Source organism: Rhizobium sp. YJ-22, from assembly GCF_029601685.1.
GTDB lineage: Bacteria > Pseudomonadota > Alphaproteobacteria > Rhizobiales > Rhizobiaceae > Metarhizobium.
The window spans coordinates 103,760-127,475 of the sequence record NZ_JARRIR010000012.1 but is presented as its reverse complement, the minus strand read 5'-3'; the positions used below and the strand labels follow the sequence as shown (position 1 = coordinate 127,475).

Genomic DNA, 23,716 nt, shown 5'->3' with positions numbered 1-23,716 from the left:
GGGAGGACTCCAGAATTGTACAGGCTTAGAAGGTCGTGCCGTTGAGCCCCACCAGGTGCTCGACGACGGGACCGAGCGCCAGGCCGGGGAAGAAGGTCAGGCCGCCGACGATCAGGATCGTGCCGACCAGCAGGCCGACGAACAGCGGGCCGTCGGTCGGGAAGGTGCCGGCAGAGGCGGGAACCGTCTTCTTGGCGACCAGCGAACCGGCGATGGCAAGGGCTGGAATGATGACCAGGAAGCGGCCGATCAGCATGCCGAAACCGAGCGTCACGTTGTACCAGGGCGTATTGCCGGTCAGGCCGCCGAAGGCCGAGCCGTTATTGGCGGCAGCCGAGGTATAGGCATAGAGGATCTCGGAGAAGCCGTGCGGGCCGGCCGTGCCGATAGAGGCGACCGCCGAAGGCAGCACGGTGGCGATGGCGGTGAAGACCAGCATGGCGAGCGGCAGGCAGAGGATCGCCAGCACCGCCATCTTCATTTCCTTGGCCTCGATTTTCTTGCCGATATATTCCGGCGTGCGCCCGACCATCAGGCCGGCGACGAAGACGGCGACGACGATGAACAGCAGGATGCCGTAGAAACCGGCGCCGACCCCGCCGACGATGACCTCGCCGAGCTGCATGTTGATCAGCGGCACAAGGCCGCCGAGTGCCGTGAAGCTGCCATGCATGGCATTGACCGCGCCGCAGGAGGCCGCCGTGGTCACTACCGCAAACAGCGACGACAAAGCGATGCCGAAGCGCACTTCCTTGCCTTCCATATTGCCGCCTCCGAGGCCGAAGGCATGCATCAGCGGATTGCCGGCCGCTTCCGCCCAATAGGTGACGGTGACGCCGGCGACAAACAGCACCAGCATGGCGGCAAGGATCGCCCAGCCCTGGCGCGTGTTGCCGACCATGCGGCCGAAGACATTGGTCAGCGCCGCGCCGATGGCGAAGATCGACACCATCTGGATCAGGTTGGAGATCGCATCCGGGTTTTCGAAGGGATGGGCGGAATTGGCGTTGAAGAAGCCGCCGCCATTGGTGCCGAGCATCTTGATCGCCAGTTGCGAGGCGACCGGGCCGACCGCGATGGTCTGTTTCGCGCCTTCCAGCGTGGTGGCTTCGATATAGGGTCCAAGCGTCTGCGGCACGCCGAGGAAGACATAAACCAGCGTCAGCACGATGCAGAGCGGCAGCAGCAGGTAGAGCGTCGCACGCACCATATCGACCCAGAAATTGCCGATGGCCTTGCCCGAGGCGCGCGAGAAGGCGCGGATGAAGGCGATGGCGATGGCGATGCCGGTGGCGCCGGACACGAAATTCTGCACCGTCAGCCCGGCCATCTGCGAGAGATAGGACAGGGTGCCTTCGCCGCCGTAGTTCTGCCAGTTGGTGTTGGTAACGAAGCTGACGGCGGTGTTGAAGGAGAGGTCGGCGGGAACGGCGCCCATGCCGGCGGGATTGTAGGGCAGCCCGGCCTGCAGGCGCAGCAGCGCATAGAGGAGGAGGAAGCCGGCGAGGTTGAAGAGCAGCATCGACGCCGCATAGGCGCTCCAATGCTGTTCATCGCGCTCGCCGGTGCCGGCCAGCGCATAAAGGCCGCGCTCCACGGGAACGAGGAGCGGTGAGAGGAGTGTGCGCTCGCCCGAGAAGACGCGGGTCATGTAACCGCCGAGCGGTTTGACCAGCGCAAGGACGATCCCGCAGAAAAGCAGGATCTGCAACCATCCGATGAGGGTCATGGGTTCAAACTTTCAGGACCACCCGCTCAGAACCGCTCGGGGCGGATCAGCGCATAGGTGAGGTAAAGGGCGATCAGCACGGTAACAGTGCCGCTGAGGACATAGTCGAAGGTCATGGTTCGTCCTCCTCAAAGCCTGTCGCAGACGCGCGTATAGGCAAGGCAGAGCAGGAAGAACCCCGCCGTCGCGCCGAGAAGAAGAATATCCGTCATGGGTCGTAACTCCTGTCGATGACCGGTGGAGCCGGGCTTTCGACAAGGCCAGCCCGGATGGGCAGCGCCCGCGCGGCCCGCGGCTCCTGGGTCCAATATGCGGCGGGGAGCCATAGGGGTTCGAGAGGGCGGGGAGGACGGAAATATAGGAATTCCATAGGAATTCAGCCTTGATGACGCATGGGGCGGTTTTGGGATTGCGCCGGGAGGATTTTTCGTCACAATTGCGCCGGTCTTGGTGGAGGAGCCAATGCGCCGACAGTTTTCGCATGCCGATCAGGTTTATGCGTCCACGCAGTCCGCCGTGGCGAGTTCCTCGGTCGTGGCTTCGTGGCGGCGCTGCATGACCATGCACCGGCTGGCGCCGGAGGAAAAGCGGCTGCCAGTCCGGGTCAGCGAGCCGGAATTCCGGTTCGCCGCCGAGCGTTCCGGGCGGCTGGTCGCCGAGGCGGCGGGTGAACTCGACCGGCTGTTCCTGGCGGTCGGCAAGGCCGGCTTCTGCCTGCTGCTCACCGATCGCGACGGCGTCGCGCTGGAGCGGCGCGGAGCGGCCGGCGACAACAAGCATTTTCACGATCTCGGCCTGTGGACCGGCTCGGTCTGGACCGAGGCCAGCATCGGCACCAACGGCATCGGCACGGCGCTGGCCGACGACCGCGCCGTCGCCATCATCCGCGACCAGCACTTCCTCAGCGGCAATACCGACCTGAGTTGCACCAGCGCGCCGATCCGCGATCATCGCGGCCAGCTTGCCGGCGCGCTCGACATGTCGACGTGCCGTGAGGATGTCGACGAGGCGACGCTGTCGATCCTGTCGCAGACGGTGCGCGACGCGGCCTCGCGCATCGAACTCAACCTGTTTCGCAGCGCCTTTGCCGGCGCGCGTTTCGTTCTGGTGCCGACCGAGACCGGCGCGGCCTCGGCGTTGCTTGCCGTCGATCGCAACGACATCGTGCTGGGCGCCACCCGAGCGGCGCGCGTGGCGCTGAAGCTGGACGACCAGCGCATCGCCGCCGGCCTTCCCGCCGCCGATGCGCTGAACGAGCAGCGCGGCGACGGCGGGGCTGATCTGATCGAATCCGAACGCGCGGCGATCCTGCGCGCCCTGTCGCGCGCCGGCGGCAACGTCTCGCAAGCCGCGATCCTGCTCGGCATGAGTCGCGCGACGCTTCACCGCAAGATGAAGCGGCTGGCCCTTGGCGGTCGGCCGAATTGATTCCGGCTTTCCCGCGCCCGACTGTCTCAACTCTGCGACACTGTGCAGTGCGGTATGATCCTGCCGGGCTATCGTTCCGTCCCCCGGCTTTGCACACTCCTTCCATCGGGATCGCCCTCGCGGCGCCCGCCAACTTTGGGAGGATGACATGCTGCATCAGAAAATCGTCGAGTCGCCGTTCAAGCTGAAATACGGCAACTTCATCGGCGGCGAATGGCGCGAGCCCATCGCAGGCCGCTATTTCGACAACGTCACGCCGGTCACCGGTGGCAAACTCTGCGAAATCCCGCGTTCAGACGAGAAGGACATCGAGGCCGCGCTCGACGCCGCCCATGCCGCCAAGGACAAATGGGGCCGCACCTCGGTCACCGAGCGCTCCAACATCCTGATGAAGATCGCCCAGCGGATGGAGGACAAGCTGGAGGTGCTTGCCCAGGCCGAGACCTGGGACAACGGCAAGCCGATCCGCGAAACCATGGCCGCCGATATTCCCTTGGCCATCGACCATTTCCGCTATTTCGCGTCCTGCATCCGCGCTCAGGAAGGCTCCATCGGCGAGATCGACCACGATACGGTCGCCTATCATTTCCATGAGCCGCTCGGCGTCGTCGGCCAGATCATTCCGTGGAACTTCCCGATCCTGATGGCCGCCTGGAAGCTGGCGCCCGCACTTGCCGCCGGCAACTGCGTCGTGCTCAAGCCGGCCGAGCAGACGCCCGCCTCGATCCTCGTCTGGGCCGAGATCATCGGCGACCTCCTGCCGCCCGGCGTGCTCAACATCGTCAACGGCTTCGGCCTCGAAGCCGGCAAGCCGCTCGCCACCAGCCCGCGCATCTCCAAGATCGCCTTTACCGGCGAGACGACGACGGGCCGGCTGATCATGCAATATGCCAGCCAGAACCTGATCCCGATCACGCTGGAACTCGGCGGCAAGTCGCCCAACATCTTCTTCGCCGATGTCATGGCCGAGGACGACGACTATCTCGACAAGGCGCTGGAAGGGTTTGCGATGTTCGCGCTCAACCAGGGCGAGGTCTGCACCTGCCCGAGCCGCGCGCTCGTGCATGAGTCCATCTACGATCGCTTCATGGAAAAGGCCGTCAAGCGCGTCGAGGCGATCCGCCAGGGCAATCCGCTCGATCCGCAGACGATGATCGGGGCGCAGGCCTCCTCCGAACAGCTTGAAAAGATCCTCTCCTATCTCGATATCGGCCGCCAGGAAGGCGCTCAGGTGCTGACCGGCGGGGCGCGCAACGACCTCGGTGGGGAGCTTGCCAGCGGCTACTACGTCAAGCCGACGATCTTCGCCGGCCACAACAAGATGCGCGTCTTCCAGGAGGAAATTTTCGGGCCCGTCGTCTCGGTCGCCACCTTCAAGGACGATGCGCAGGCGCTGGAAATCGCCAACGATACGCTCTACGGCCTCGGCGCCGGCGTGTGGACCCGCGACGGCAACCGCGCCTATCGCTTCGGCCGCGATATCCAGGCCGGCCGCGTCTGGACCAATTGCTACCATGCCTATCCGGCCCATGCCGCCTTCGGCGGCTACAAGCAATCGGGCATCGGCCGCGAGACCCACAAGATGATGCTGGACCACTACCAGCAGACCAAGAACATGTTGGTCAGCTACAGCCCGAAGGCGCTCGGCTTCTTCTGAGAAGATCCTCCCAAGCACTCTTCTCGAAGGTCGCCCGCTCCCGTCTTGTGGGGGCGGGCGTATCGATGGAGCCTTTCGTTTTCGACGCATTTCCTGGAAATGCTCTGGGAGAAAGACATGGAACCAACTGTCAACGGCGAACCGCGCGTTCTCGCGACCGAGGCCGCACTCGACCTCATCGCCGAGATCCGCCGGGACTATCCCGATATCCTCTTTCACCAATCCGGCGGCTGCTGCGACGGTTCCTCGCCCATGTGTTATCCGGCAGCTGAATTCCGTGTCGGCGAGACCGACGTGAAGCTCGGTGAGATCGGCGGCGTACCTGTCTATATCAGCGGCAGCCAGTTCGCGGTATGGAAACACACGCAATTGATCATCGACGTTGTGCCTGGTCGCGGCGGTATGTTCTCGCTCGACAACGGACGCGAGAAACGCTTCCTCACTCGCTCGCGTCTCTTCGGCGGGGGCGAGGCCTGCGCCGTGCCGTCCGTCACCGTCGTGCGGCCATAACCCAGGGACCGACTGCCCCAATTGCGGCATCACCCGCAAGCCGCGCGATCGGCGTGCCCGCAACCTTCACCGGCATTTCGGACTTAAGTCGACCTATGGAGCGCCGAACGGCGCGAGGCGTTGCGCCACCGCCAGCTCTTCCGCCAGCGTGGTAACCAGCTCCGCAGCCGGCATGGTGCGGGCAAGCGGCGCTCCTTGGCCGGCCCATTGCGCCCCGAAACCAAATTCTCCCTTCGCCTTGGCGGCGGCATTCAGCGCCTTCCCGGCATCGTAGGCGATGGGATAATCGGGCGGACAGTGGCCGGCCAGCATTTCCGAAAGCGCGGTGAAGCGATTGGCGAGCGCGCGGGCGGGACGACCTGAAATCAGCGAGGTCAGTTGCGTGTGATAGGCGCCGGGGCCGGCGAGCGCCTTGCGATAGCCTTCGTCGGCGCTGGATTCCGGGCAGGCGATGAAGGCGGTGCCGAGCTGGGCGGCGGCCGCGCCGAGCGCGAGCACTGCGGCGATGCCGGCTCCGTCCATGATGCCGCCGGCGGCGATGACCGGCAGGCGGGTTTCCCGCGCGAGCAGGCGCGTCAGCGTCGCCATGCCGAGCCCCGGATCGGGACCGGCGGGATCGAAGACACCGCGATGGCCACCGGCCTCGACGCCCTGCGCCACGATGGCATCGATACCGGCGGCTTCGACGCGCCGGGCCTCGTCGAGGCTGGTGGCCGTCGCCAGAAGCAGGATGCCGGCCTGTTTCAACGCAGCGATGATCTGCGCCGAAGGCAGGCCGAAATGCAGGCTGACAACCGGCGGCCTGACCTCCAGCAGCAGGGCCAGCATCTCGGGATCGTCGGCGAAACTTTTATAGATGGTGGTCAGCCGGCTCGGCGGGGCCACGCCGAATTCGGCAAAGACCGGCGCCAACCCGTCGAGCCAGGCTGTTTCACGGGCTGGATCGGCGGCCGGCGTGGCGTGGACGAAGAGATTGACGTTGAAGGCGCGGACGGTGCGCGCCTGCACCTCCACGATCATCGCGCGCGCCCCGGCCGCATCCGTGGCGCCGACGCCGATCGAGCCGAGCCCGCCGGCATTCGAGACCGCAGCCGCCATGGCCGGCGTCGAAACGCCCGCCATCGGGGCCTGCACGATCGGCAATGTCACTCCAAGCCTGTTCAGCATGGCGCCTGTTCCTCCGCCGAACTTCCTTGCCTTTGCATCGCACCTTTACCGTCGTGGTGCAATTGCTGTTTCAAACCGGGATTTGCGAGCGGCCGCTCCGTCAATCCTCGTTGGCGGCAAGCTGCGACAGCACCTGGCCACGGCCGCGCGCCCGCAGGATCAGCGGCACGATCAGCGCCAGCGCGGCGATGCCGAGCAGCACGGCGGCAATCGGCGAGGTGACCAGAACCGACCAATCGCCCTGGCTGATCATCAGGGCCCGGCGCAACTGCTGTTCGGCGAGCGGCCCGAGGATCAGGCCGACGACGACCGGCGCAATCGGATAGCCGAGCACGCGCATCACATAACCCATCAGGCCGAAGGCGAGCAGCATGCCGAGTTCGAACACCGAGGGGTTGGCGCCGATGGTGCCGAGCGTCGCGAACAACAGGATGCCGGCATAGAGCCAGGGTTTTGGAATGGTCAGCAGCCGCACCCAGAGCCCGATCAATGGCAGGTTCAGCACCAGCAGCATGAAATTGGCGATCAGCAGGCTGGCGATCAGGCCCCAGACGAGCTGCGGATTGGTGGCGAACAGCAGCGGGCCGGGTTGCAGCCCGTATTGCTGGAAGCCGGCGAGCATGATCGCCGCCGTCGCCGTGGTCGGCAGGCCGAGTGTGAGCAGCGGCACCAGCGTGCCGGCGGCCGAGGCATTGTTGGCCGCTTCCGGCCCGGCGACGCCTTCAATGGCGCCGTTGCCGAATTCTTCCGGGTGCTTCGTCAGCCGCTTTTCGGCGGCATAGGAGAGGAAAGTGCCGATTTCGGCGCCGCCGGCCGGCATGGCGCCGATGGGGAAGCCAATGGCGGTGCCGCGCAGCCAGGGTTTCCACGAGCGCGCCCAGTCGGCCTTGGTCATCCACAACGAGCCCTTGACCGCCTCGACCGTTTCCGGCCCGCGCATGCCTTGCGCGGCGATATAGAGCGTCTCACCGATGGCGAACATGGCGACCGCCAGCGTCGTTACCTCGATGCCGTCGAGCAGGTCGGGCACGCCGAAACTCATGCGGGTCTGACCGGTTAGCTGGTCGATGCCGATGATGGCCAGCGCAAAGCCGATGAATAGCGAGGTCAACCCGCGCAGCGTCGAATCGCCGAAGGCGGAGGAGACGGTGACGAAGGCCAGCACCATCAGCGCGAAATATTCACGCGGGCCGAAAACCAGCGCCAGCTTGACGATGAAGGGGGCGATGAAGGCAAGTCCGATAGTGGCAATCAGGCCGGCGACGAAGGAGCCGATGGCGGCTGTCGCCAGCGCCGGCCCGCCGCGCCCGGCCCGCGCCATCTTGTTGCCTTCGAGCGCCGTGACGATAGAGGCGCTTTCGCCGGGTGTGTTGAGCAGGATCGAGGTGGTCGAGCCGCCATACATGCCGCCGTAATAGATGCCGGCGAACATGATCAGCGAGCCGGCCGGATCGAGCTTGTAGGTGACGGGCAGAAGCAGGGCGACGGTCAGGGCCGGGCCGATGCCGGGCAGCACGCCGACGGCGGTGCCGAGCGTCACGCCGATCAGGGCATAGAGCAGGTTGGCCGGCTGCATCGCAACCATGACCCCCTGCAGCAGGAATTCGAAGGTACCCATCGCGGCCACCCTTTAGAGGAACAGGCGTTCGAGCGGCCCGGCCGGCAGCGAAAGCTGCAGCAGGCGCGCGAAGATCAGCCAGATCACGAGACAGAGCACGATGCCCGCCGGCACCGAGATCCAGAGCTTGCGCCGTCCGAAGCCGGCGGCGGTGGCGGCAAACAGCAAGCCGGTCGCGACCGAAAAGCCGGCGGCCTTCAACAGCAGCATCTGCGCCGCCAGTCCGCCGACGATCCAGACGATCGGGCCGAGTTCCTGATGCTCGCGTTCGGGAAATTCGCCCCTGATGGCAGCGAGCACCGTCCAGCCGGCCAGCACCAGCAGGCCGACGGCGACGACATAGGGCACGGTGGTCGGTCCGACCGGCGAATAGGCCGTCAGCGCCGCCAGATGCGACGTATCCCACAGGATGACGCCGGCAATGGCGGCGAGCACGGCGGCCGCGCCAAGCGCCACCCCGTCGGGGCGGCGCGAAGCGGCGGTCTCTGGCAGGTCGTTGCCGCTCATTTCACCAGTCCGATGGCCTTGAGGGTGGCTTCGGTGGCGGAAATATCCTTGGCGAGCTGTTCCTCGAAGGCGGGACCGGCGAGATAGGTGTCCTGCCAGCCCTTGGTCTTCAGGGTTTCCTGCCAGCCGGCCGATTTCGCCAGTTTCTCGATATCGGCCGATACGGCGGCCTTCTGCTCGTCGGAAAGGCCGGGGGCGGCGGCGATCATGCGCCAGTTCTCGACGACGACGTCGATGCCGCTTTCCTTCAGCGTCGGGGCGTCGATGCCGTCGATGCGCTTGTCGCTGGTGATGGCCAGCAGCCGCAGCGTGCCGGATTTCACCTGCGATTCGAATTCGCCATAGCCGGAAATGCCGGCCGAAACCTGCGAACCGAGAATCGCCGCCAGCGCCTCGCCGCCGCCGGAGAAGGCGATATAGTTGATCTTGGTCGGATCGACGCCGGCCGCCTTGGCGATCTGGCCGACGGCGATGTGGTCGGTACCGCCGGCCGAGCCGCCGGCCCAGGAGACCGCGCCCGGATCGGCCTTCAGCGCCGCCACGAGATCGGCCATGCTCTGGAAGGGCGAGGAGGCCGGCACGACGATGGCTTCATATTCGCCGGTGAGGCGGGCAATCGGCGTGACGTCCTTGAGCGTCACCGGGGCCTTGTTGGTGAGGATGGCGCCGACCATGACATAGCCGCCGACGATCAGGGCATTGGGATTGCCGGCCGACTGGCTGGCGAACTGGGCAAGGCCGATGGTGCCGCCGGCGCCGGGAACGTTCTGCACCTGCACATTGCCGGAAATGCCTTCCTGCTGCATGACCGTCTGGAGCGAGCGGGCCGTCTGGTCCCAGCCGCCGCCGGGATTGGCCGGCGCGATGATCGTGTAATCGGCGGCATAGGCGGGAAGTGCGATTGCGCCGGCCATCAACGATGCAAGAAAGAAATGTTTCAAGTCCAGGTCCTCCGTGGTTCGCGCAAGTCGCGAAGCGTTGTTTTTCCGGGAGAACATGGAAATGGGCGCAAGCCGGCGATGCGGCTGCGACGACGATGCTCCTCCCGGCCTCGATCCGTCCGCCTCCACGGAAGGATCAGGTGTCACAAGGCACCACAGGAAGCTGACATTTAACTGACATGCATCAATTGCGGGTGGCTACTGCAAGCGCAACGCCGCGTTCCAGCGCTCGATCAGCCGGGCGCGCTTGACCTGGTCGAGATAGACCATCAGGCCGGGGCTGACGGGAACGGGTTTCAACTGCGCGCCAAGAATTGCCTGCATGGACATGGCGGTGTTGTCGCCGGCAATTTCGGGACTGACGGCCGCAATCTGCAGCCTGCTCGCCAGAATCTGCTGGCCCTCGCGCGACATGAAGAATTCGAGGTAGCGCCGCCCCAGCTCCGGCCGCGCCGCCGCCTGCGGCACGAGGCCGATGCGCGACATGACGACGGTATAATCCTTGGGCAGCACGATGCCGACATCGGGGTGGCGCGAGGCCCAGTCGGCGGCATAGGAGCCGAGGATATTGTAGCCGAGCGTGAAACGCCCGTCGGCCACCCGTTCGAGGATCGCCTGACTGGTCGAGTAAAGCTTGACGCCGGCATGGCCCATGGCCTGGATTACCGTCCAGATGTCGCCGAACTGTTCCTGGTCGCGGGCCATGAACAGGAAGCCGACGCCGGAGCGCTCGATATCGTAGGTGCCGATGCGACCGAAGACCTTGTCGCCCATCTCCTTGAGATAGGCGACGAACTCCGCCCGCGTCCCCGGCGGTTTGCGCCCGCGAAAACTGGGTTTGTGGTAGACGAAGACGGCGGGCTCGAAGGTCAGCGCATAGGCAGTGTTGCGCCAGTTGGCCCAGGCCGGCCAGCGGTCGCTGAGCGGCATGTCGGAGCGCTGCGCATAGCCGTCATTGGAAAGCTTGACCTGCAGGTCCATGGCCGAGGAAAAGGCGAAATCCGCCGTCCTGCCGCCGGCATCGGTCTCTTTGACGATGCGGTCGTAGATCGCGCCGGTCAGCATGTCCTCGTAATTGACCGCCACATCCGGATTGGCCGCCTGGAACCCTTCGATCATCGGCATGGCCAGTGGCTCGTCGAGCGAGGAATAGACGGTGATGATCGCCGCATGCGCGTCACCCGAGCGCGCCGGAAAGAAGACAGGCGCCGCGCGCGCGGCCGACAGAGAAAGACAGGCCGCGAACCCGGCGGCGAGACAGGCGGGAAAAAGACGCATCCCCCATCATGCCGAACCCGCCCGCTGTTCACAAGGCCGCCGGCGGCCGTTAGGGTGCGGTTACGAAACGGCGGGGAGAGGGTGGCTTGCGGCTTCTGCTGGTGGAGGACAATGAGGCGCTGGCGGAGGGGTTGATCGCCATCCTCCGGGGGAGCGGCTATGCGCTGGATTGGGTGTCGGACGGGGCTTCGGCGCTGGCCGCCTTGTCGACCGAGCGCTTCGACCTCGTCGTTCTCGATCTCAACCTGCCGGAAATCGACGGGCTCGACGTTCTCAAGACGATTCGCGGGCGGCAGAACCGGACGGCGGTGCTGATCCTCACCGCGCGCGGCGCGCCGGAGGAGCGGGTGCGGGGGCTCGATCTCGGTGCCGACGACTATCTGACGAAACCCTTCGATATCGGCGAATTCGAGGCGCGCATCCGCGTGCTCTTGCGCCGGCAGGCGGGGCATCGGGCCTCCAGCGTCACCTTCGGGCGGGTGACGCTCGATCTCACCTCGCGCACCTTCTCAGTCGGCGACCAGCCCATCGATATTCCCGCCCGCGAGGTGGCGCTGCTCGAAACCCTGTTCCTGCGCGCCGGCAAGGTGGTGGCCAAGGAGGCGATCATGCAGTCGCTGACCGGCTTCGACGAGGATCTGAGCGCCAATGCCATCGAGCAATATGTCAGCCGGTTGCGCCGCCGCCTCGCGCCCCATGGGCTGACCGTCAAGACCGCGCGCGGCATCGGTTATTATCTCGACCGGCTGGCGGAAACCGGTGAGGAGGGTGTGCCGCCGGCATGATCCTGACGCCCCGCCATTCGCTGCGCCGCCGCCTGCTCGGCTGGCTGCTGATCTCCACCGCCATCATCGGCACGCTGGCGCTGTTCGATACCTGGGCGGAGGCGGTGAAGACGGCGAATGCGGTCTCCGACCGGGTGCTGGCCGGCTCGGCGCTGGCGATTGCCGAGCGGGTCGTCGTCGCCGAGGACGGGTCGCTGGAGGTGGACATTCCCTATGTGGCGCTGGAAATGCTGACCTCGGCGGCGCAGGACCGTGTCTTCTACCGCGTCGATGGGCCGCCCGGCAGTTTCATCACCGGGTATCAGTCGTTGCCGGGGATCGTGCTCAAGCCCGGCCAGGCGACCGCCTTCGAGGATGCGGTCTTTCGCGGCGAGCCGATCCGGGTGGCGGCGCTGCAGCGCTCGGCCTCGACCGGCATTTCCTCGGTGCCGTTCGTCGTCACCGTCGCCGAAACCACGGTGGCGCGCCGCCAGCTTGCCCGCGCCATCCTGCTGCGCTCGGCGCTGCGCCTTGCGATGATGATCGCGGGGGCCGCCGTGATCGTCTGGATCGCGGTGACCATGTCGCTGCGGCCGCTCAGCCGACTGGGCGCGGCGATTGCCGAGCGCAATCCCGACGATTTGCAGCCGATCCGCGAGGATGTGCCGCGCGAGGTCGAGGGACTGGTGGAGCGCTTCAATTCCTTCATGGTGCGGCTTAGCACCGCCATCGAGGCGCTGCGGCATTTCACCGGCAATGCCAGCCATCAGTTGCGCACGCCGCTTGCCGTCATCCGCACCCAGCTTGCGCTTGTCGGCCGCGCGGCGACGCTGGAAGAGGCGCGCGAGGCGGCGCGCAAGGGCGACGAGGCGGTGGCGCGGGCCGAGCGCGTCCTGGCGCAATTTCTGACGCTCGCCCGCCTCAATGCCGCCGCTTCGCGGGAGACGCCGCCGCCCGCCCGCCTCGACCTGCTGCGCCTCTCTCAGGAGATCACCGCCGATCACGTTCCCGCCGCCGCTGTCGCCGGCATCGATCTCGGCTTCGAGGGGGAAGGGGCAGCATGGGTGACGGGCGAGATGCTGCTACTCGGGGAACTGGTGAAAAACCTCGTCGAGAATGCCATCGCCTATGCCGGTCGCGGGGCGGAGGTCACGGTGCGGGTCGCGTCCTCCAGCGAAGGCGTGCGGCTGGAGGTAGAGGACAACGGTCCCGGCATTCCCCCGGAAAAGCGCGTGGGAGTAATGCAGCGTTTCGTGCGCGGCGAACGCGAACGGGCGTTCGGGACCGGCCTCGGCCTGCCGATTGTCGAGGAAATCGCCGGCCTTTACGGCGCGGCCGTCACGCTGGAGGACGGGGCTGGCGGCAGGGGGCTGAAGGTTTCCGTCCTCTTCCCCGCGATATCGGTGGATGAGGCGGCCTGACTTTTACGCGACCAGCGTCTCACGCATGGCGCGCAGGATGATGACGGTGGAAGCCGCGCCCGGATCGACATGGCCGAGCGAACGTTCGCCCAACCGCGCGGCGCGGCCGCGGGCTGCGACCATGGAGCGGGTCGCCTTGGCGCCGGCTTCGGCCGCCGCCACGATGTTCGCCCACATCACGCTTGCATCCTCGCCGCGTTCTCGGGCTTCGGCGGCGGCTTCCGCAGCCGGAATCCAGGCGTCGAGCATGGTCTTGTCGCCGCGCTGGCCCTTGCCGCGCTCGCGAATGCCGATGGTCATCGCCTCGACGATCTCGGCCTGGGCGGAAACGCTCAACGCCTCATGCGACCTGACGGCCTGGGCGGCGCGGCGGAAGGCGGTGGCGTAGAGCGGGCCGGTGGAAGCGCCGACAGCATCGAGGAAAGCGCTGGCCGCCGCCTTGAACAGGTCGGAAGGCGTCGCTTCCGGGTCGAGACGACCAAGGGCTGACGTAACGGCGGCGAAGCCGAGCGACATGGTGATGCCGTGATCGGCATCGCCGATGGCGCCGTCGAGATCGGACAGCCGGTCCTTCTCCGCGTCAATATCCACGGAAATCCGCTGGAACATCCGGCAGATGCGCCGTGCAGCCTCATGCGACATTGATGTCCTCCCGCATGCCTTCAACCCACCCGCAGAAACGCCGTGTCGCACGGATGGTGAAGAAGATCGTTCAATTCCGCATCCAGATGCAAGATCGAAATAGATGCGCCCGCCATGTCCAGCGAGGTGCAGTAATGGCCGATCCAGTTGGCCTCGATATGGATGTTCTTGGCCGCCAGGCGCTGCTCGACGCGGCGGAAGAGGATGTAAAGCTCCATCAGCGGCGTCGCGCCGAAGGAATTGACCAGCACCGCCACCCGGTCGCCTGAAACCGCGTTCATTTCGGCGAAGATGCGGTCCATGATGCGGTCGGTCACCTCGTCGGCGGTCATCATCCGGTCGCGTGAGACGCCGCGCTCTCCATGAATGCCCATGCCGATTTCCATCTCGTCGGGGCCGATCTCGAAATTGTGCCGCCGCGTCTGCGGCAGGGAACAGGGCTCCAGCGCCACGCCGATGGTGAAGGTGCGGGCATTGGCCTTGCGGGTCACCGCCTCGCACTCGTCCAGCGACAGGCCGCGGTCGCAGGCAGCACCCGCGACCTTGAAGACGAAGAAATTGCCGGCCACACCGCGCCGGCCTTCCCGGTCCTCCAGCGAGGAGGAGGCGATGTCGTCGGTGGTGAGCACCGTGCGCACCTCGATCTGTGCGTCTTCGGCGGCCATTTCCGCCGCCATTTCGAAGTTCATGACGTCGCCGGCATAGTTGCCGTAGACGTAGAGCACGCCCTTGCCGCCGGAGGCGGCGCGGGTGCAGTCGAGGATGGGGGCAGGCGGCGGCGAGGAGAAGATGTTGCCGACCGCCACGGCATCCGCCAGCCCCTTGCCGACATAGCCGACAAAACAGGGCTCATGGCCGGTGCCGCCGCCGATGACCAGGCCGACCTTGCCGTCGCGCGGGCCATTGCGGGCGACAAGCGCGCGGCTGGAGCCGTTGATCGGCGCGAGATAGTTGCCATGCGCCTTGAGGATGCCCTGCAACAGCTCCTCGACGACATTGTCGGGATTGTTGAGGAATTTCTTGATCTGGGTGCGGAAATTGTTCGGCGCGGCGCCGGTGTCGCCACGGCCGCGCTGGCGCGGATCGGGGACCGCCACGCCCTCGGCATTGAGGATGCCCTGACCGGTCGCCGCATCGGTGATCAGTACGTTGACATAGCCGCCGCGCAACGCCGCCAGGATCGCCGGCACCTTGTCGAAGCCGCCGGCGACGGCGATGCGCATCCCGATGCTGCGCAGCTTGTCGAGCGACAGGCCGATGATGCGCCCGTCAAGCGGCCCGGAAACCGGCTGGCCCATGGCATCGATGAACCGCCCTGCGACGACCCCGACCGCGCCTTTTGACAGGTAATCCTGAATGGAGACGGATTCGAAGAAGCCGCTGGTGTGGATGGTCGAGTTCGGCCGCAGCGAGGAGACACCGAAGATCGCCTTGTTGGATTGGGAGAGCGCGGCGAACTGGTCGCCGATCAGCGCCTCGTCGAGCAGGGCGGCCCGCACCGTGCTGCTGGAGACGATGGCGGGCGCGGTGATGGTGATCAGTTTCGCGCCGATGGCGTTGGCCAGCGTGAAGGCGCATTGTTCCGGCGTATAGGAAAAGCTGGCGCGGGTGCCGCCGGTCGCCTGCACCACGGTCACGTCCTGGAGGTTGGACATGGCAAGGTTTTCAGCGATCGCCAGCGTCGTGCGCCCCCAGGCGATCGTCAGCGTGTCTCCGGATTTGATCAGCTTGGCGAGCGCCTGCGCGCCGGCCTTGCCGAGCCGGTCGATCAGCGGTTCCTTGCCCTCGTCATTGGGAACGACGTAGCAGTCCTGCAGGTGAAAATGCCGCTTCAGCTCCTGCGCGATGGTGATGGAGCTGAGGCGGGAAGGTTCGAGCGAGATATTGACGATGCCGCGGCTGCGGGCATCGGCGAGATAGCTGTTCACGGTGGCGCGCGAGATGCCCATGATCTCGGCGATCTCGCTCTGAGTGCGGCCGTCCTCGTAATAGAGCCAGCAGGCCCAGACATAGGGGTCGTCGCCATAACGCAAGGGGATGACATCGGCGGCCTCCGGCGGCGCGCTTGCGCTTTGTCCCGTTTTTCCGGCCGTCGAAGTCTTGGGCGCCATGAATACCTGCTGTTGTCGATTGCGTCAGGACCATGAAAGCAACGCGCGGTCTTTGCAATATCCCCGGTGCGAAAACAACGAAGACGGCGGCCGCAACCGGCGCCGTCTTCGCTGGGGAGGATCGGGAAGGTTTTCCCGACGGATTATTGCAGGCGCTGCGCCGCGCCGAGAGACAGCTCTTTCAAAATGATGGCGCAGGAGGTCGCGCCCGCATCGAGAACGCCGAGCGACCGCTCGCCGAGCCGGCTGGCGCGGCCGATCTTCGCCACCAGATCGATGGTCGAATCACGGCCCTTCTCGGCGGCGGCGACCAGCGCGTCCAGCGCCTCGGCAAAGGTTTTTCCATCCGCAATCGCCGCGTCGAAAGCCTCGACGGCCGGCACGAGCGTGTCGAGCAGCGTCTTGTCGCCGACCTTGGCCGAGCCGATCGACTGGATGCCTTCGAGGCCGGCATGCAGCATCGTGCTGAAGGCGGCGGGATCGATGGCCTCGGCGCCGTCGATCTTCTCGGCGAATTCGGTGAACATCACCCCGTAGAGCGGGCCCATCGAGCCGCCGATCTCGGTCATCAGCACAGTGCCGAGCGTATCGAGCGATTGCGCCAGCGAAAGGTTCTTGCCCGCCAGGCGCTCCGCCGCCATGCCAAACCCCTTGGCCATGTTGACGCCGTGGTCGCCGTCGCCGATCTTGCCGTCGATCTCGGAGAGATAGGCGCGGTTCTCGACGATCCGCTCGGCCATGGAAAGCACGATGGCGCCGGCATCGGCATTGTTGAAAGTCTGCATGTCCTCTTCCTCCTCAGAGCAGCGTCGTGCAGCGCACGTCGACATCGAGCAGCGTCTTCAGTTCGTCATCCAGCGCCAGCACGGTCAGCGTCGCGCCGACCATTTCCAGCGAGGTGAAGTAGTTGCCGATATAGGTCTTGTGAATCTTCAGTCCGCGCTTGACGATCTCGCTCTCGACGGTGTCGTTGAGGATGTAGAGTTCGTTGAGCGGCGTTGCCCCAAGGCCCGAGAGCAGCACGGCGACTTCGGTGCCGGCGGGAAGATTGTGATCGTCGAGGACAATCTGGCACATGTCCTTGGCAACCGCGTCGGCCGTCTTCAGCGCCTCGACGCGCACGCCGGGCTCGCCGTGATGGCCGATGCCGACTTCCATCGTGCCGGGCTCGATCTGGAAATTCGGATGGCCGACGGCCGGCAGCGTGCAGGGGCCGAGGCCGACGCCGATGGAGCGGCAATTGTCGATCGCCTTTTGTGCGGTGACGCGCACCTCTTCGAGGCTGGCGCCGGTCGCGGCCTTGGCGCCGCCGACCTTCCACATGAAGATTTCGCCCGCGACGCCGCGGCGCTTCTCGCGCTCCGAAATGGGGGCGGAGCAGACGTCGTCATTGGCGACCACCGTCGCCACCTCGATGCCGTCCTTGGCGGCGAGCTTGATCGCCATCTTCACATTCATGTTGTCGCCGGCATAATTGCCGTAGAGGACGATGACGCCCTTGCCGCCATTGGCCTCGCGAATGGCATCGTGAAAACTCTTGGCGGTCGGCGACGAGAACAGTTCGCCGACGGCGACCGCATCCAGCATGTTCCTGCCGGTATAGCCGATGAAGGCCGGCTCATGGCCCGAGCCGCCGCCGGTGACGACGCCGACCTTGCCGGCATGCGGTGCATCCTTGGCGACGACGACGCGCGGATTGTCCGCCAGTCGCACGATGTCGGAATGGGCCTTGACGAAACCCTTGACCGTATCTTCGACCACGAGGTCGGGATTGTTGATGAAGCGTTGCATAGAAGAGTCCTTACCGATCAGAGGATTGTATAGCCGCCATCGATCACCAGATCGGCGCCGTTGATCATGTCCGCGCCGCTGGAAGCCAGGAACACGGCGGCAGCGGCGATTTCCTCCGGATAGGCGAAGCGGCCGGCCGGGATGCGCTTCTTGGCGGCCTCGCCCTTTTCACCGGCCCAGGCCTTGCGGCCGAGATCGGTCAGCACGATGGTCGGCGAGATGGTGTTGACGCGGATGCCGTACTTGCCCCATTCGGCGGCGAAGGTCTTCGACATGCCGATGACGCCGAATTTCGAGGCGCAATAGGCGACATGCTCCTCGATGGCGACGGAGCCTGCCTGCGAGGCGAGGTTGACGATCTTGCCGCCCTTGCCGGCCGCGATCATCGCCCTGCCGACGGCCTGCGTCACCAGGAAGCTGCCCTTGAGGTTGATGTCGATGGTCTTGTCCCAATAGTCGAGCGACAGGTCTTCGGCGGGCGCGAGAAAGACGACGCCGGCGCTGTTGACGGCGATATCGATGCCGCCGAAGCTTTCGACCACGTCGGCAATCGCCTGATTGACCGAGTCCGGCTTCGAGACGTCACAGACGAAAGGCCTCGCACCGCCGCCGAGTTCCTCGGCCTTGGCCCTTGCGACATCGGCGTTGATGTCGAGAACGGCGACCTTCGCGCCCTTGGCGACGAAGGCGGCGGAAATGGCGGCGCCAATGCCCGAGGCGCCGCCGGTGACGACGGCAACCTTGCCGGTGAGCGGGAAGTTCAGGTCGATTTCAGGAGCTGTGTCGGTCATCTTGGTTCGGGCCTCGGTCTGGGACGGGAGGGCAGGGCGGATAAACCGCCCTGCAGGGATTTCAAATTACTTGCGGGTTTCCAGGAGCTTGTCGACGTTGTCCTTGGTCACCGGCGTCCACGGAACATTGTAGTTCTTGTCCTTGCCGTCGTTGAAGGGCATGTCCGGATACTGCGCCCAGATCGCCGATTCCGGCTTGTAGTCGCCCTTCTTGGCATGGAAGATCGCCAGATCCATCGCGCCTTGCGCCTGGGCGGTGGCGTCCTGCAGGATCGAGGTCATCGTGCCTTCCTTGACGGCGTGCAGCGCGTCGGTGATGCCGTCGATGCCGGCGATAGCGAAATCGTCGACCTTCAGCTTGGCCGCCTTGATCGCTTCGATGGCGCCCAGCGCCATCTCGTCGTTCTGGCCGATGACGCCGTTGATCTGGCCCGGATGCGCGGTCAGCCAGTTTTCCATCAGCGTCTGGGCTTCGGCGCGCGACCAGTTGGCGGTCTGGTCTTCCAGAACCTTGACCTCGGGGCACTCGGCCAGCGCCTTCTTGTTGCCTTCCAGGCGCGAGATCTGCGCCGACTGGCCGATCGGTCCCTCGAGGATCACGACATTGCCCTTGCAGCCGATCTTGTCGAGCACGGTCTTGGCTTCCATGTAGCCGGAGATCGTATCGTCGGAGCCGACATAGGCGGCGAGCAGGTCCGAATTGACGCGGGTGTTGGAGCCAACGACCGGAATGCCGGCATCGCTGGCGGCCTGGACGGCGGTGGCGCCGGCCTCGATGTCGATCGGCACGAAGATGATCGCGTCGAACTTCTGCGTGATCATCGTGTTGAACTGTTCCTGCTGGACCAGCGCGTCATAACGGCCGTCGAACACGGTCAGCTCGACTTCGCCGCTCTTGACCGCCGGGTGCTGTTCCAGCGCCGCCGACCAGATCTGCATGAATTCGGCATTGAGGCCGTAAGGGGCGGCGCCGATCTTCAGCTTCTTGTCCTGCGCCAGCGTCGGCGAGGCCAGCAGCGCCGTGGCGGCGGCAAGGGCGATGAGCATTTTCTTCATGATAGTCTTCTCCTCCGTTGAGATGTCTTTTGCGGATTTCCGGGTATTTCGGACAGCCGACAGGGCTGCCCGGTTCGATGGCGGGCGATAGTCGCTCCGGGCGTGACATGGTCTGGCGGGTTTAGCCGCCGTGATTGCGCTTCTGGTCGAGCATGACGGCGCCGACGATCAGCGCCCCTTTCAGAACCTGCTGGTAATAGGACTGGATTCCCATGAGATCGAGGCCGTTGTTCATGACGCCGATGATCAGGGCGCCGATCAGCGTGCCGGTGATGCGTCCGACGCCGCCCGACAGGCTTGTGCCGCCGATGACGACCGCCGCGATGGCGTCGAGCTCGTAGGCGATGCCGGCCTGCGGCAGGGCGGAACCGGTGCGGGCGGCGAGGATCATGCCGGCCAGGCCCGACAGGCCGCCGGAGATGACATAGACCGAGAAACGCAACCGGCCGACATTGATGCCCGAGGTGTTGGCGGCATGCGGATTGCCGCCGACGGCATAGATGTAGCGGCCGAAGCGCGTGCGGTTCAGCACCCACCAGGAAACGGCGAAGGCGATGGCGAGGATGACGACCGGCATCGGAATGCCGGCGATGTTGCCGGTGCCGATCCAGCGGAAATCCGCCGTCAGAGCCGGAACCGGCTTGCCGCCGCCATAGATCAGCGTCAGCCCACGCGCCGCCGAGAGCATGCCGAGCGTGGCGACGAAGGCGGGCACCGAAAAGCGCGAGACGATGATGCCGACCAGCGCGCCGCAGGCGATGCCGACCCCGAGCCCGACGGGAATGGCGATGAACGGCGAATAGGGCGCGCCGACGATGCCGGCCGTTGCCGAACCGGTGGCGAAACTGGCGCTGACGATGCCGGCCAGCGCCACCACCGAGCCGACCGAGAGGTCGATGCCGCGCGTCAGGATCACGAAGGTCATGCCGATGGCGAGCACCCCGTTGATCGAGGTCTGCAGCAGCACGTTGGAGATGTTGCCGGCTGTCAGGAAGAATTCGTTCGATACCGACAGGATGGCGGCGAGCAGCAGGAAGGCGAGGAAAATGCCGTATTCCTGGATGATCAGTCGGCGCCGGTCGGAGCTGAAAAGGCTCTTGCCGGCAGTGTTCTCGGTGGAAGACATGTCATGAACCTCTTTCGATCTCGGGCACGCGGGGCGCGGGTTACTTTCGACGTCAGGTCGAAAGATGCACCAGCGTCTGCGCGTCCGCCTCCTCCCTGGGGCATATTCCGGCCGGCCGGCCCTGACGCATCACCAGGATGCGGTCCGACATGCCGAGCACCTCGTCGATTTCCGACGAGATCATCACGACGGTGCCGCCGCTTTCGGCGAATTCGCAGATGATGCGGTAAATCTCGCGCTTGGCCCCGACATCGACGCCGCGCGTCGGTTCGTCGAGCAGCAGCACCTTCGGATTGCGCAGGAACCACTTGCCGAGCACCACCTTCTGCTGGTTGCCGCCGGAAAGGCCGGAGACCGGCATGGTGTCGCGCGCCGCCTTGATGCGGAAACGCTCGATCATCTCCCTGCTGGCCGCCGCCTCTCCGGCGCGGTCCATGTTGAAGCGCGGCGAGAGTTCCGGCAGGCTGGCGAGGCAGACATTGTTGCGCACGCTGTCGATCAGGTTGAGGCCGGTCTGCTTGCGGTCCTCGGTGACGAAGGCAAGCCCTTGCGCCATGGCATCGGCCGGCTTCTTCACCGTGATCGGCGCGCCGTCGAGCCTGATCGTCCCGGCCGATGGTGCATCGAGACCGAAGATGCAGTTGAAGATCTCGGTGCGCCCCGAGCCCATCAATCCGTAAATGCCGAGGATCTCGCCCTTGTGGGCGGTGAAGCTGACATTCTCGATCTTGCCCGGTGCCGTGAGGCCGGCAACCTCGAGGCCCGGCACGGATGTCGGCGCGTTGGTCTTGATATATTCCTCGCCGAGGGCGCGGCCGACGATCATCTCGATCAGGCGGGGGCGGTCGATATCCGCCAGCCTGCCGCTGTCGACATAGGCGCCATCGCGGAAGACGGTGTAGGAATCGGCGATCTGGAAAATTTCCGACAGGCGGTGCGAAACATAGACGATGCCCTTGCCGTCGGCCTTCAGGCGCCCGATGGCGGCGAAGAGCTGCTGCGCCTCCTTTTCGCCGATGGCCGAGGTCGGCTCGTCCATGAAGATGACTTCGGCATCGTGGCTCAGCGCCTTGGCGATTTCGACGAGCTGTACCTGCGCCACCGACAGGTTCATCATGAACTGGTTGGCGCGGATGTCGAATTCGAGGCGGTCGAGCAGGCCTTGCGCATTGCGGTTCATCGTCTTGAAGTCGATGCCGCCGAAGCGGGCGGAAGGCTCGCGGCCGAGATAGATGTTTTCCGCCACCGTCATGTGCGGAACCGGGCTCAGTTCCTGCTCGATGATGGCGATGCCGGCGGCCAGCGCCGCGGCCGGTGTCGAATAGACGACGTCGGTGCCGCGCCGGCGGATCGTGCCGCCGTCGCGATTGTGGATGCCCATGAGGATCTTCAGGAAGGTGGATTTTCCGGCGCCGTTGCCGCCGCACAGCGCATGCACGGAGCCGGCCTGCAATTGCAGGCGGCCGTTGCGCAATGCCGCGACGCCGTTGAACGACTTCTGCAGCCCGTCCACATCCAGCAGCAATTCCGACATGCCGTTTCCTCCCGACATCCTCGGGCGCACGCAAGCCTTTCCACGTTCGCCCTTCGATGATGACAATATTCGATCATGTCTCGACATTTGTCAATATTGCGATGACATATGACAAATGGAGGTGTATATGGAGGAAAATTTCTTTAAATTCAGCATGATATGCGTCAAGCTTCGCTTTCCTGCGCTCCGGCATATGAAAATTAAAATGCGACATCTGTAAATCGCGCATGGTCGACCATCGCGTCGGCGCTACCGGGAAGTGTCCGACGCCGGATTCTTCGCAACCGGGAAATAGCGGCGCCGTCCTGCAAAACTGTGATAGACTGCGCATCCGTTGCACAGGCAGGAGCGGCATGGCCCGCTCGATACCGAAGCGCTCATTCCGTTATCCGTATCGAATCCGCATGTCCAAATTCACGCCTGACGAAATCACCATCATTGGCGGCGTCTATCGCGCGCTGCTCTCGGAAGCCTGGTTCAACCGCAATGCGGTCACCGAGCGCGAGTTGCTCAAGCTGCTGATTTCATCCTATCGCCAAACCCCGGCCTCTGGGGAGGAGCTGCTTGTGCGCTGCGCCGCCGAGGCTGAACGGCGCTTCGGCCGGCGGCGGTGACGGAATTGCGTGCAATCCGGCATCGGGTCATCGAAACGGCGGCCGTAAACTGCTACTGACGCCTTATCGATTCCTTTTGCGAAGCCCGGACTTCATGAAAACCAAGACGCGCGGCTATATTTTCGTTCTCCTGGCAGTCAGCATTTTTGCCGCGCAGGACGGCTTCACCAAGTTTCTCGGCGACCGCTATCCGCCGATCATGGTGACGATGGTGCGTTTCTGGGCCTTCGCCGTCTTCGTGACCATCCTGGCGGCGGCCTCGCCCGGCGGTTTGCGAAAGGCGGTCGCCACGCGCCGGCCGGGGTTGCAGATCATGCGCGGCGTGTTGCTGGTCGCCGAAATCGTCGTCACCGTCTTTGCCTTCACCCATGCGGGGCTGGCCATGAGCCAGGCGATCTTTCAGGCGACGCCGCTGCTGGTCACCCTGCTGTCGGTGCCGCTGCTCGGCGAAAAGGTCGGCTGGCGGCGGGCGACGGCGGTCGTCGTCGGCCTGTTCGGCGTGCTGGTCATCCTCAATCCGGTCGGTGTGCATTTCGACCTGTCGCTGCTGCTGCCGCTGACGGCGGCCTTCATGTTCGCGATCTACAGCGTCGCCACCCGCGCCGTCAGCCGCTATGACAGCGCCGTCACCAGCGTCTTCTATGCCGGCGTCGCCGGTGCGGCGGCGATCTCGCTGGTCGGCCCCTTCTACTGGACGGCGATCCAGCCCGCCGACTGGTGGGCGATGGCAGCCCTGTGCATCTGCGGCACGCTCAGCCATTATTGCCTGATCCGCTCCTATGGCCTTCTGGAGGCGGTGGAAGTGCAGCCGATCACCTATCTGCAACTGGTGCTCAGCGTCATCGTCGCCGTCCTGTTCTTCAATGAAAGCGTCGGCTGGAACATGATGGCCGGAGCGGTCATCGTGGTCGGCGCCGGCCTCTTCACGGTCTTGCGCGAGCATCATCTTGAAAAACGGCGCGCGGCGGAAGGCGGTTGAAAGCCGCATTGAAATTCCGCCTTCAAGGTAATACATTTCTTCCAGCAGGTAT

The 23,716-nt window shown here is 65.2% G+C and carries 22 protein-coding genes; 7 read left to right on the top strand and 15 right to left on the bottom strand.

What is annotated here, in order from left to right; all coding sequences use genetic code 11:
- Nucleotides 1–25: 25 nt before the first annotated feature.
- Complete coding sequence (gene kdpA, locus P7F60_RS24150; protein ID WP_277920253.1) at nt 26–1,729, bottom strand: potassium-transporting ATPase subunit KdpA; 1,704 nt, start codon at nt 1,727–1,729, stop codon at nt 26–28.
- 26 nt (nt 1,730–1,755) lie between these two features.
- Nucleotides 1,756–1,845 carry a K(+)-transporting ATPase subunit F gene (gene kdpF, locus P7F60_RS24145; RefSeq protein ID WP_277920252.1) on the bottom strand — a complete coding sequence of 30 codons (90 nt, stop codon included), beginning with the start codon at nt 1,843–1,845 and terminating at the stop codon, nt 1,756–1,758.
- A gap of 346 nt (nt 1,846–2,191) precedes the next feature.
- Between kdpF and P7F60_RS24140 the strand changes: the two genes are divergently transcribed.
- From P7F60_RS24140 to P7F60_RS24130, 3 genes are all read left to right on the top strand, one after another.
- Nucleotides 2,192–3,157: a helix-turn-helix domain-containing protein gene (locus P7F60_RS24140; protein WP_277920251.1), complete on the top strand. Its 966-nt coding sequence runs from the start codon at nt 2,192–2,194 to the stop codon at nt 3,155–3,157.
- A gap of 148 nt (nt 3,158–3,305) precedes the next feature.
- The gene (gene adh, locus P7F60_RS24135) at nt 3,306–4,814 is read left to right on the top strand and encodes an aldehyde dehydrogenase (RefSeq protein WP_277920250.1); all 1,509 of its coding nucleotides are present in this window, start codon (nt 3,306–3,308) and stop codon (nt 4,812–4,814) included.
- Between the two features lie 117 nt (nt 4,815–4,931).
- Nucleotides 4,932–5,324 (top strand): DUF779 domain-containing protein, encoded by a 393-nt coding sequence (locus tag P7F60_RS24130; RefSeq protein ID WP_277920249.1) that lies wholly within the window; start codon nt 4,932–4,934, stop codon nt 5,322–5,324.
- A gap of 93 nt (nt 5,325–5,417) precedes the next feature.
- On the opposite strand, the gene P7F60_RS24125 is transcribed toward P7F60_RS24130, so the two are convergent.
- From P7F60_RS24125 to P7F60_RS24105, 5 genes are all read right to left on the bottom strand, one after another.
- Nucleotides 5,418–6,491 (bottom strand): nitronate monooxygenase, encoded by a 1,074-nt coding sequence (locus P7F60_RS24125; RefSeq protein ID WP_277920248.1) that lies wholly within the window; start codon nt 6,489–6,491, stop codon nt 5,418–5,420.
- Between the two features lie 100 nt (nt 6,492–6,591).
- Nucleotides 6,592–8,109 carry a tripartite tricarboxylate transporter permease gene (locus P7F60_RS24120; RefSeq protein WP_277920247.1) on the bottom strand — a complete coding sequence of 506 codons (1,518 nt, stop codon included), beginning with the start codon at nt 8,107–8,109 and terminating at the stop codon, nt 6,592–6,594.
- 12 nt (nt 8,110–8,121) lie between these two features.
- Nucleotides 8,122–8,616: a tripartite tricarboxylate transporter TctB family protein gene (locus P7F60_RS24115; RefSeq protein ID WP_277920246.1), complete on the bottom strand. Its 495-nt coding sequence runs from the start codon at nt 8,614–8,616 to the stop codon at nt 8,122–8,124.
- On the bottom strand, nt 8,613–9,557 hold the full coding sequence (locus P7F60_RS24110; protein WP_277920245.1) for a tripartite tricarboxylate transporter substrate binding protein: 945 nt from the start codon (nt 9,555–9,557) through the stop codon (nt 8,613–8,615). Before P7F60_RS24110 ends, P7F60_RS24115 begins: the two co-directional genes overlap by 4 nt.
- Before the next feature lie 198 nt (nt 9,558–9,755).
- Nucleotides 9,756–10,835 carry an ABC transporter substrate-binding protein gene (locus P7F60_RS24105; protein WP_277920244.1) on the bottom strand — a complete coding sequence of 360 codons (1,080 nt, stop codon included), beginning with the start codon at nt 10,833–10,835 and terminating at the stop codon, nt 9,756–9,758.
- A gap of 86 nt (nt 10,836–10,921) precedes the next feature.
- Here P7F60_RS24105 and P7F60_RS24100 point away from each other — a divergent pair, with 86 nt between their 5' ends.
- Both P7F60_RS24100 and P7F60_RS24095 read left to right on the top strand, forming a co-directional pair.
- Nucleotides 10,922–11,620: a response regulator transcription factor gene (locus P7F60_RS24100; RefSeq protein WP_277920243.1), complete on the top strand. Its 699-nt coding sequence runs from the start codon at nt 10,922–10,924 to the stop codon at nt 11,618–11,620.
- Between the two features lie 2 nt (nt 11,621–11,622).
- On the top strand, nt 11,623–13,020 hold the full coding sequence (locus P7F60_RS24095; protein WP_277920317.1) for a sensor histidine kinase: 1,398 nt from the start codon (nt 11,623–11,625) through the stop codon (nt 13,018–13,020).
- 3 nt (nt 13,021–13,023) lie between these two features.
- Here P7F60_RS24095 and dhaL (P7F60_RS24090) read toward each other — a convergent pair whose 3' ends face one another.
- The 8 genes from dhaL (P7F60_RS24090) to P7F60_RS24055 form a co-directional block, all read right to left on the bottom strand.
- A complete protein-coding gene (dhaL, locus tag P7F60_RS24090) occupies nt 13,024–13,662 on the bottom strand; it encodes a dihydroxyacetone kinase subunit DhaL (RefSeq protein ID WP_277920242.1) in 639 nt (212 codons plus the stop codon).
- A 20-nt stretch (nt 13,663–13,682) separates the two neighbouring features.
- Nucleotides 13,683–15,773, bottom strand: a complete 2,091-nt coding sequence (locus tag P7F60_RS24085) for a bifunctional sugar-binding transcriptional regulator/dihydroxyacetone kinase subunit DhaK (RefSeq protein ID WP_277920241.1) — start codon at nt 15,771–15,773, stop codon at nt 13,683–13,685.
- Nucleotides 15,774–15,916: 143 nt separating this feature from the next.
- The gene (gene dhaL / locus P7F60_RS24080; protein ID WP_277920240.1) at nt 15,917–16,558 is read right to left on the bottom strand and encodes a dihydroxyacetone kinase subunit DhaL; all 642 of its coding nucleotides are present in this window, start codon (nt 16,556–16,558) and stop codon (nt 15,917–15,919) included.
- 13 nt (nt 16,559–16,571) lie between these two features.
- Nucleotides 16,572–17,564 carry a dihydroxyacetone kinase subunit DhaK gene (locus P7F60_RS24075; RefSeq protein WP_277920239.1) on the bottom strand — a complete coding sequence of 331 codons (993 nt, stop codon included), beginning with the start codon at nt 17,562–17,564 and terminating at the stop codon, nt 16,572–16,574.
- A 17-nt stretch (nt 17,565–17,581) separates the two neighbouring features.
- Nucleotides 17,582–18,355 carry an SDR family oxidoreductase gene (locus tag P7F60_RS24070; protein ID WP_277920238.1) on the bottom strand — a complete coding sequence of 258 codons (774 nt, stop codon included), beginning with the start codon at nt 18,353–18,355 and terminating at the stop codon, nt 17,582–17,584.
- Between the two features lie 66 nt (nt 18,356–18,421).
- Nucleotides 18,422–19,411, bottom strand: coding sequence for a substrate-binding domain-containing protein (locus P7F60_RS24065; RefSeq protein WP_277920237.1), 990 nt, complete (start codon nt 19,409–19,411; stop codon nt 18,422–18,424).
- A 121-nt stretch (nt 19,412–19,532) separates the two neighbouring features.
- Nucleotides 19,533–20,537 carry an ABC transporter permease gene (locus tag P7F60_RS24060; protein WP_277920236.1) on the bottom strand — a complete coding sequence of 335 codons (1,005 nt, stop codon included), beginning with the start codon at nt 20,535–20,537 and terminating at the stop codon, nt 19,533–19,535.
- Nucleotides 20,538–20,589: 52 nt separating this feature from the next.
- On the bottom strand, nt 20,590–22,071 hold the full coding sequence (locus P7F60_RS24055) for a sugar ABC transporter ATP-binding protein (RefSeq protein WP_277920235.1): 1,482 nt from the start codon (nt 22,069–22,071) through the stop codon (nt 20,590–20,592).
- A gap of 404 nt (nt 22,072–22,475) precedes the next feature.
- Here P7F60_RS24055 and P7F60_RS24050 point away from each other — a divergent pair, with 404 nt between their 5' ends.
- Entirely contained in the window at nt 22,476–22,685 is a 210-nt protein-coding gene (locus P7F60_RS24050; RefSeq protein ID WP_277920234.1) for a hypothetical protein, read from the top strand.
- A gap of 94 nt (nt 22,686–22,779) precedes the next feature.
- The gene (locus P7F60_RS24045) at nt 22,780–23,664 is read left to right on the top strand and encodes a DMT family transporter (RefSeq protein WP_277920233.1); all 885 of its coding nucleotides are present in this window, start codon (nt 22,780–22,782) and stop codon (nt 23,662–23,664) included.
- Nucleotides 23,665–23,716 lie beyond the last annotated feature (52 nt).

Coding starts and splice junctions, on each gene's coding strand:
- P7F60_RS24070 (WP_277920238.1), bottom strand. CDS start 18,355: ATGACCGACACAGCTCCTGAAATCGACCTGAACTTCCCGCTCACCGGC.
- P7F60_RS24130 (WP_277920249.1), top strand. CDS start 4,932: ATGGAACCAACTGTCAACGGCGAACCGCGCGTTCTCGCGACCGAGGCC.
- dhaL (WP_277920242.1), bottom strand. CDS start 13,662: ATGTCGCATGAGGCTGCACGGCGCATCTGCCGGATGTTCCAGCGGATT.
- dhaL (WP_277920240.1), bottom strand. CDS start 16,558: ATGCAGACTTTCAACAATGCCGATGCCGGCGCCATCGTGCTTTCCATG.
- P7F60_RS24120 (WP_277920247.1), bottom strand. CDS start 8,109: ATGGGTACCTTCGAATTCCTGCTGCAGGGGGTCATGGTTGCGATGCAG.
- P7F60_RS24105 (WP_277920244.1), bottom strand. CDS start 10,835: ATGCGTCTTTTTCCCGCCTGTCTCGCCGCCGGGTTCGCGGCCTGTCTT.
- P7F60_RS24140 (WP_277920251.1), top strand. CDS start 2,192: ATGCGCCGACAGTTTTCGCATGCCGATCAGGTTTATGCGTCCACGCAG.
- P7F60_RS24085 (WP_277920241.1), bottom strand. CDS start 15,773: ATGGCGCCCAAGACTTCGACGGCCGGAAAAACGGGACAAAGCGCAAGC.
- P7F60_RS24060 (WP_277920236.1), bottom strand. CDS start 20,537: ATGTCTTCCACCGAGAACACTGCCGGCAAGAGCCTTTTCAGCTCCGAC.
- P7F60_RS24065 (WP_277920237.1), bottom strand. CDS start 19,411: ATGAAGAAAATGCTCATCGCCCTTGCCGCCGCCACGGCGCTGCTGGCC.
- P7F60_RS24050 (WP_277920234.1), top strand. CDS start 22,476: ATGTCCAAATTCACGCCTGACGAAATCACCATCATTGGCGGCGTCTAT.
- P7F60_RS24115 (WP_277920246.1), bottom strand. CDS start 8,616: ATGAGCGGCAACGACCTGCCAGAGACCGCCGCTTCGCGCCGCCCCGAC.
- adh (WP_277920250.1), top strand. CDS start 3,306: ATGCTGCATCAGAAAATCGTCGAGTCGCCGTTCAAGCTGAAATACGGC.
- P7F60_RS24045 (WP_277920233.1), top strand. CDS start 22,780: ATGAAAACCAAGACGCGCGGCTATATTTTCGTTCTCCTGGCAGTCAGC.
- kdpF (WP_277920252.1), bottom strand. CDS start 1,845: ATGACCTTCGACTATGTCCTCAGCGGCACTGTTACCGTGCTGATCGCC.
- kdpA (WP_277920253.1), bottom strand. CDS start 1,729: ATGACCCTCATCGGATGGTTGCAGATCCTGCTTTTCTGCGGGATCGTC.
- P7F60_RS24125 (WP_277920248.1), bottom strand. CDS start 6,491: ATGCTGAACAGGCTTGGAGTGACATTGCCGATCGTGCAGGCCCCGATG.
- P7F60_RS24075 (WP_277920239.1), bottom strand. CDS start 17,564: ATGCAACGCTTCATCAACAATCCCGACCTCGTGGTCGAAGATACGGTC.
- P7F60_RS24055 (WP_277920235.1), bottom strand. CDS start 22,071: ATGTCGGAATTGCTGCTGGATGTGGACGGGCTGCAGAAGTCGTTCAAC.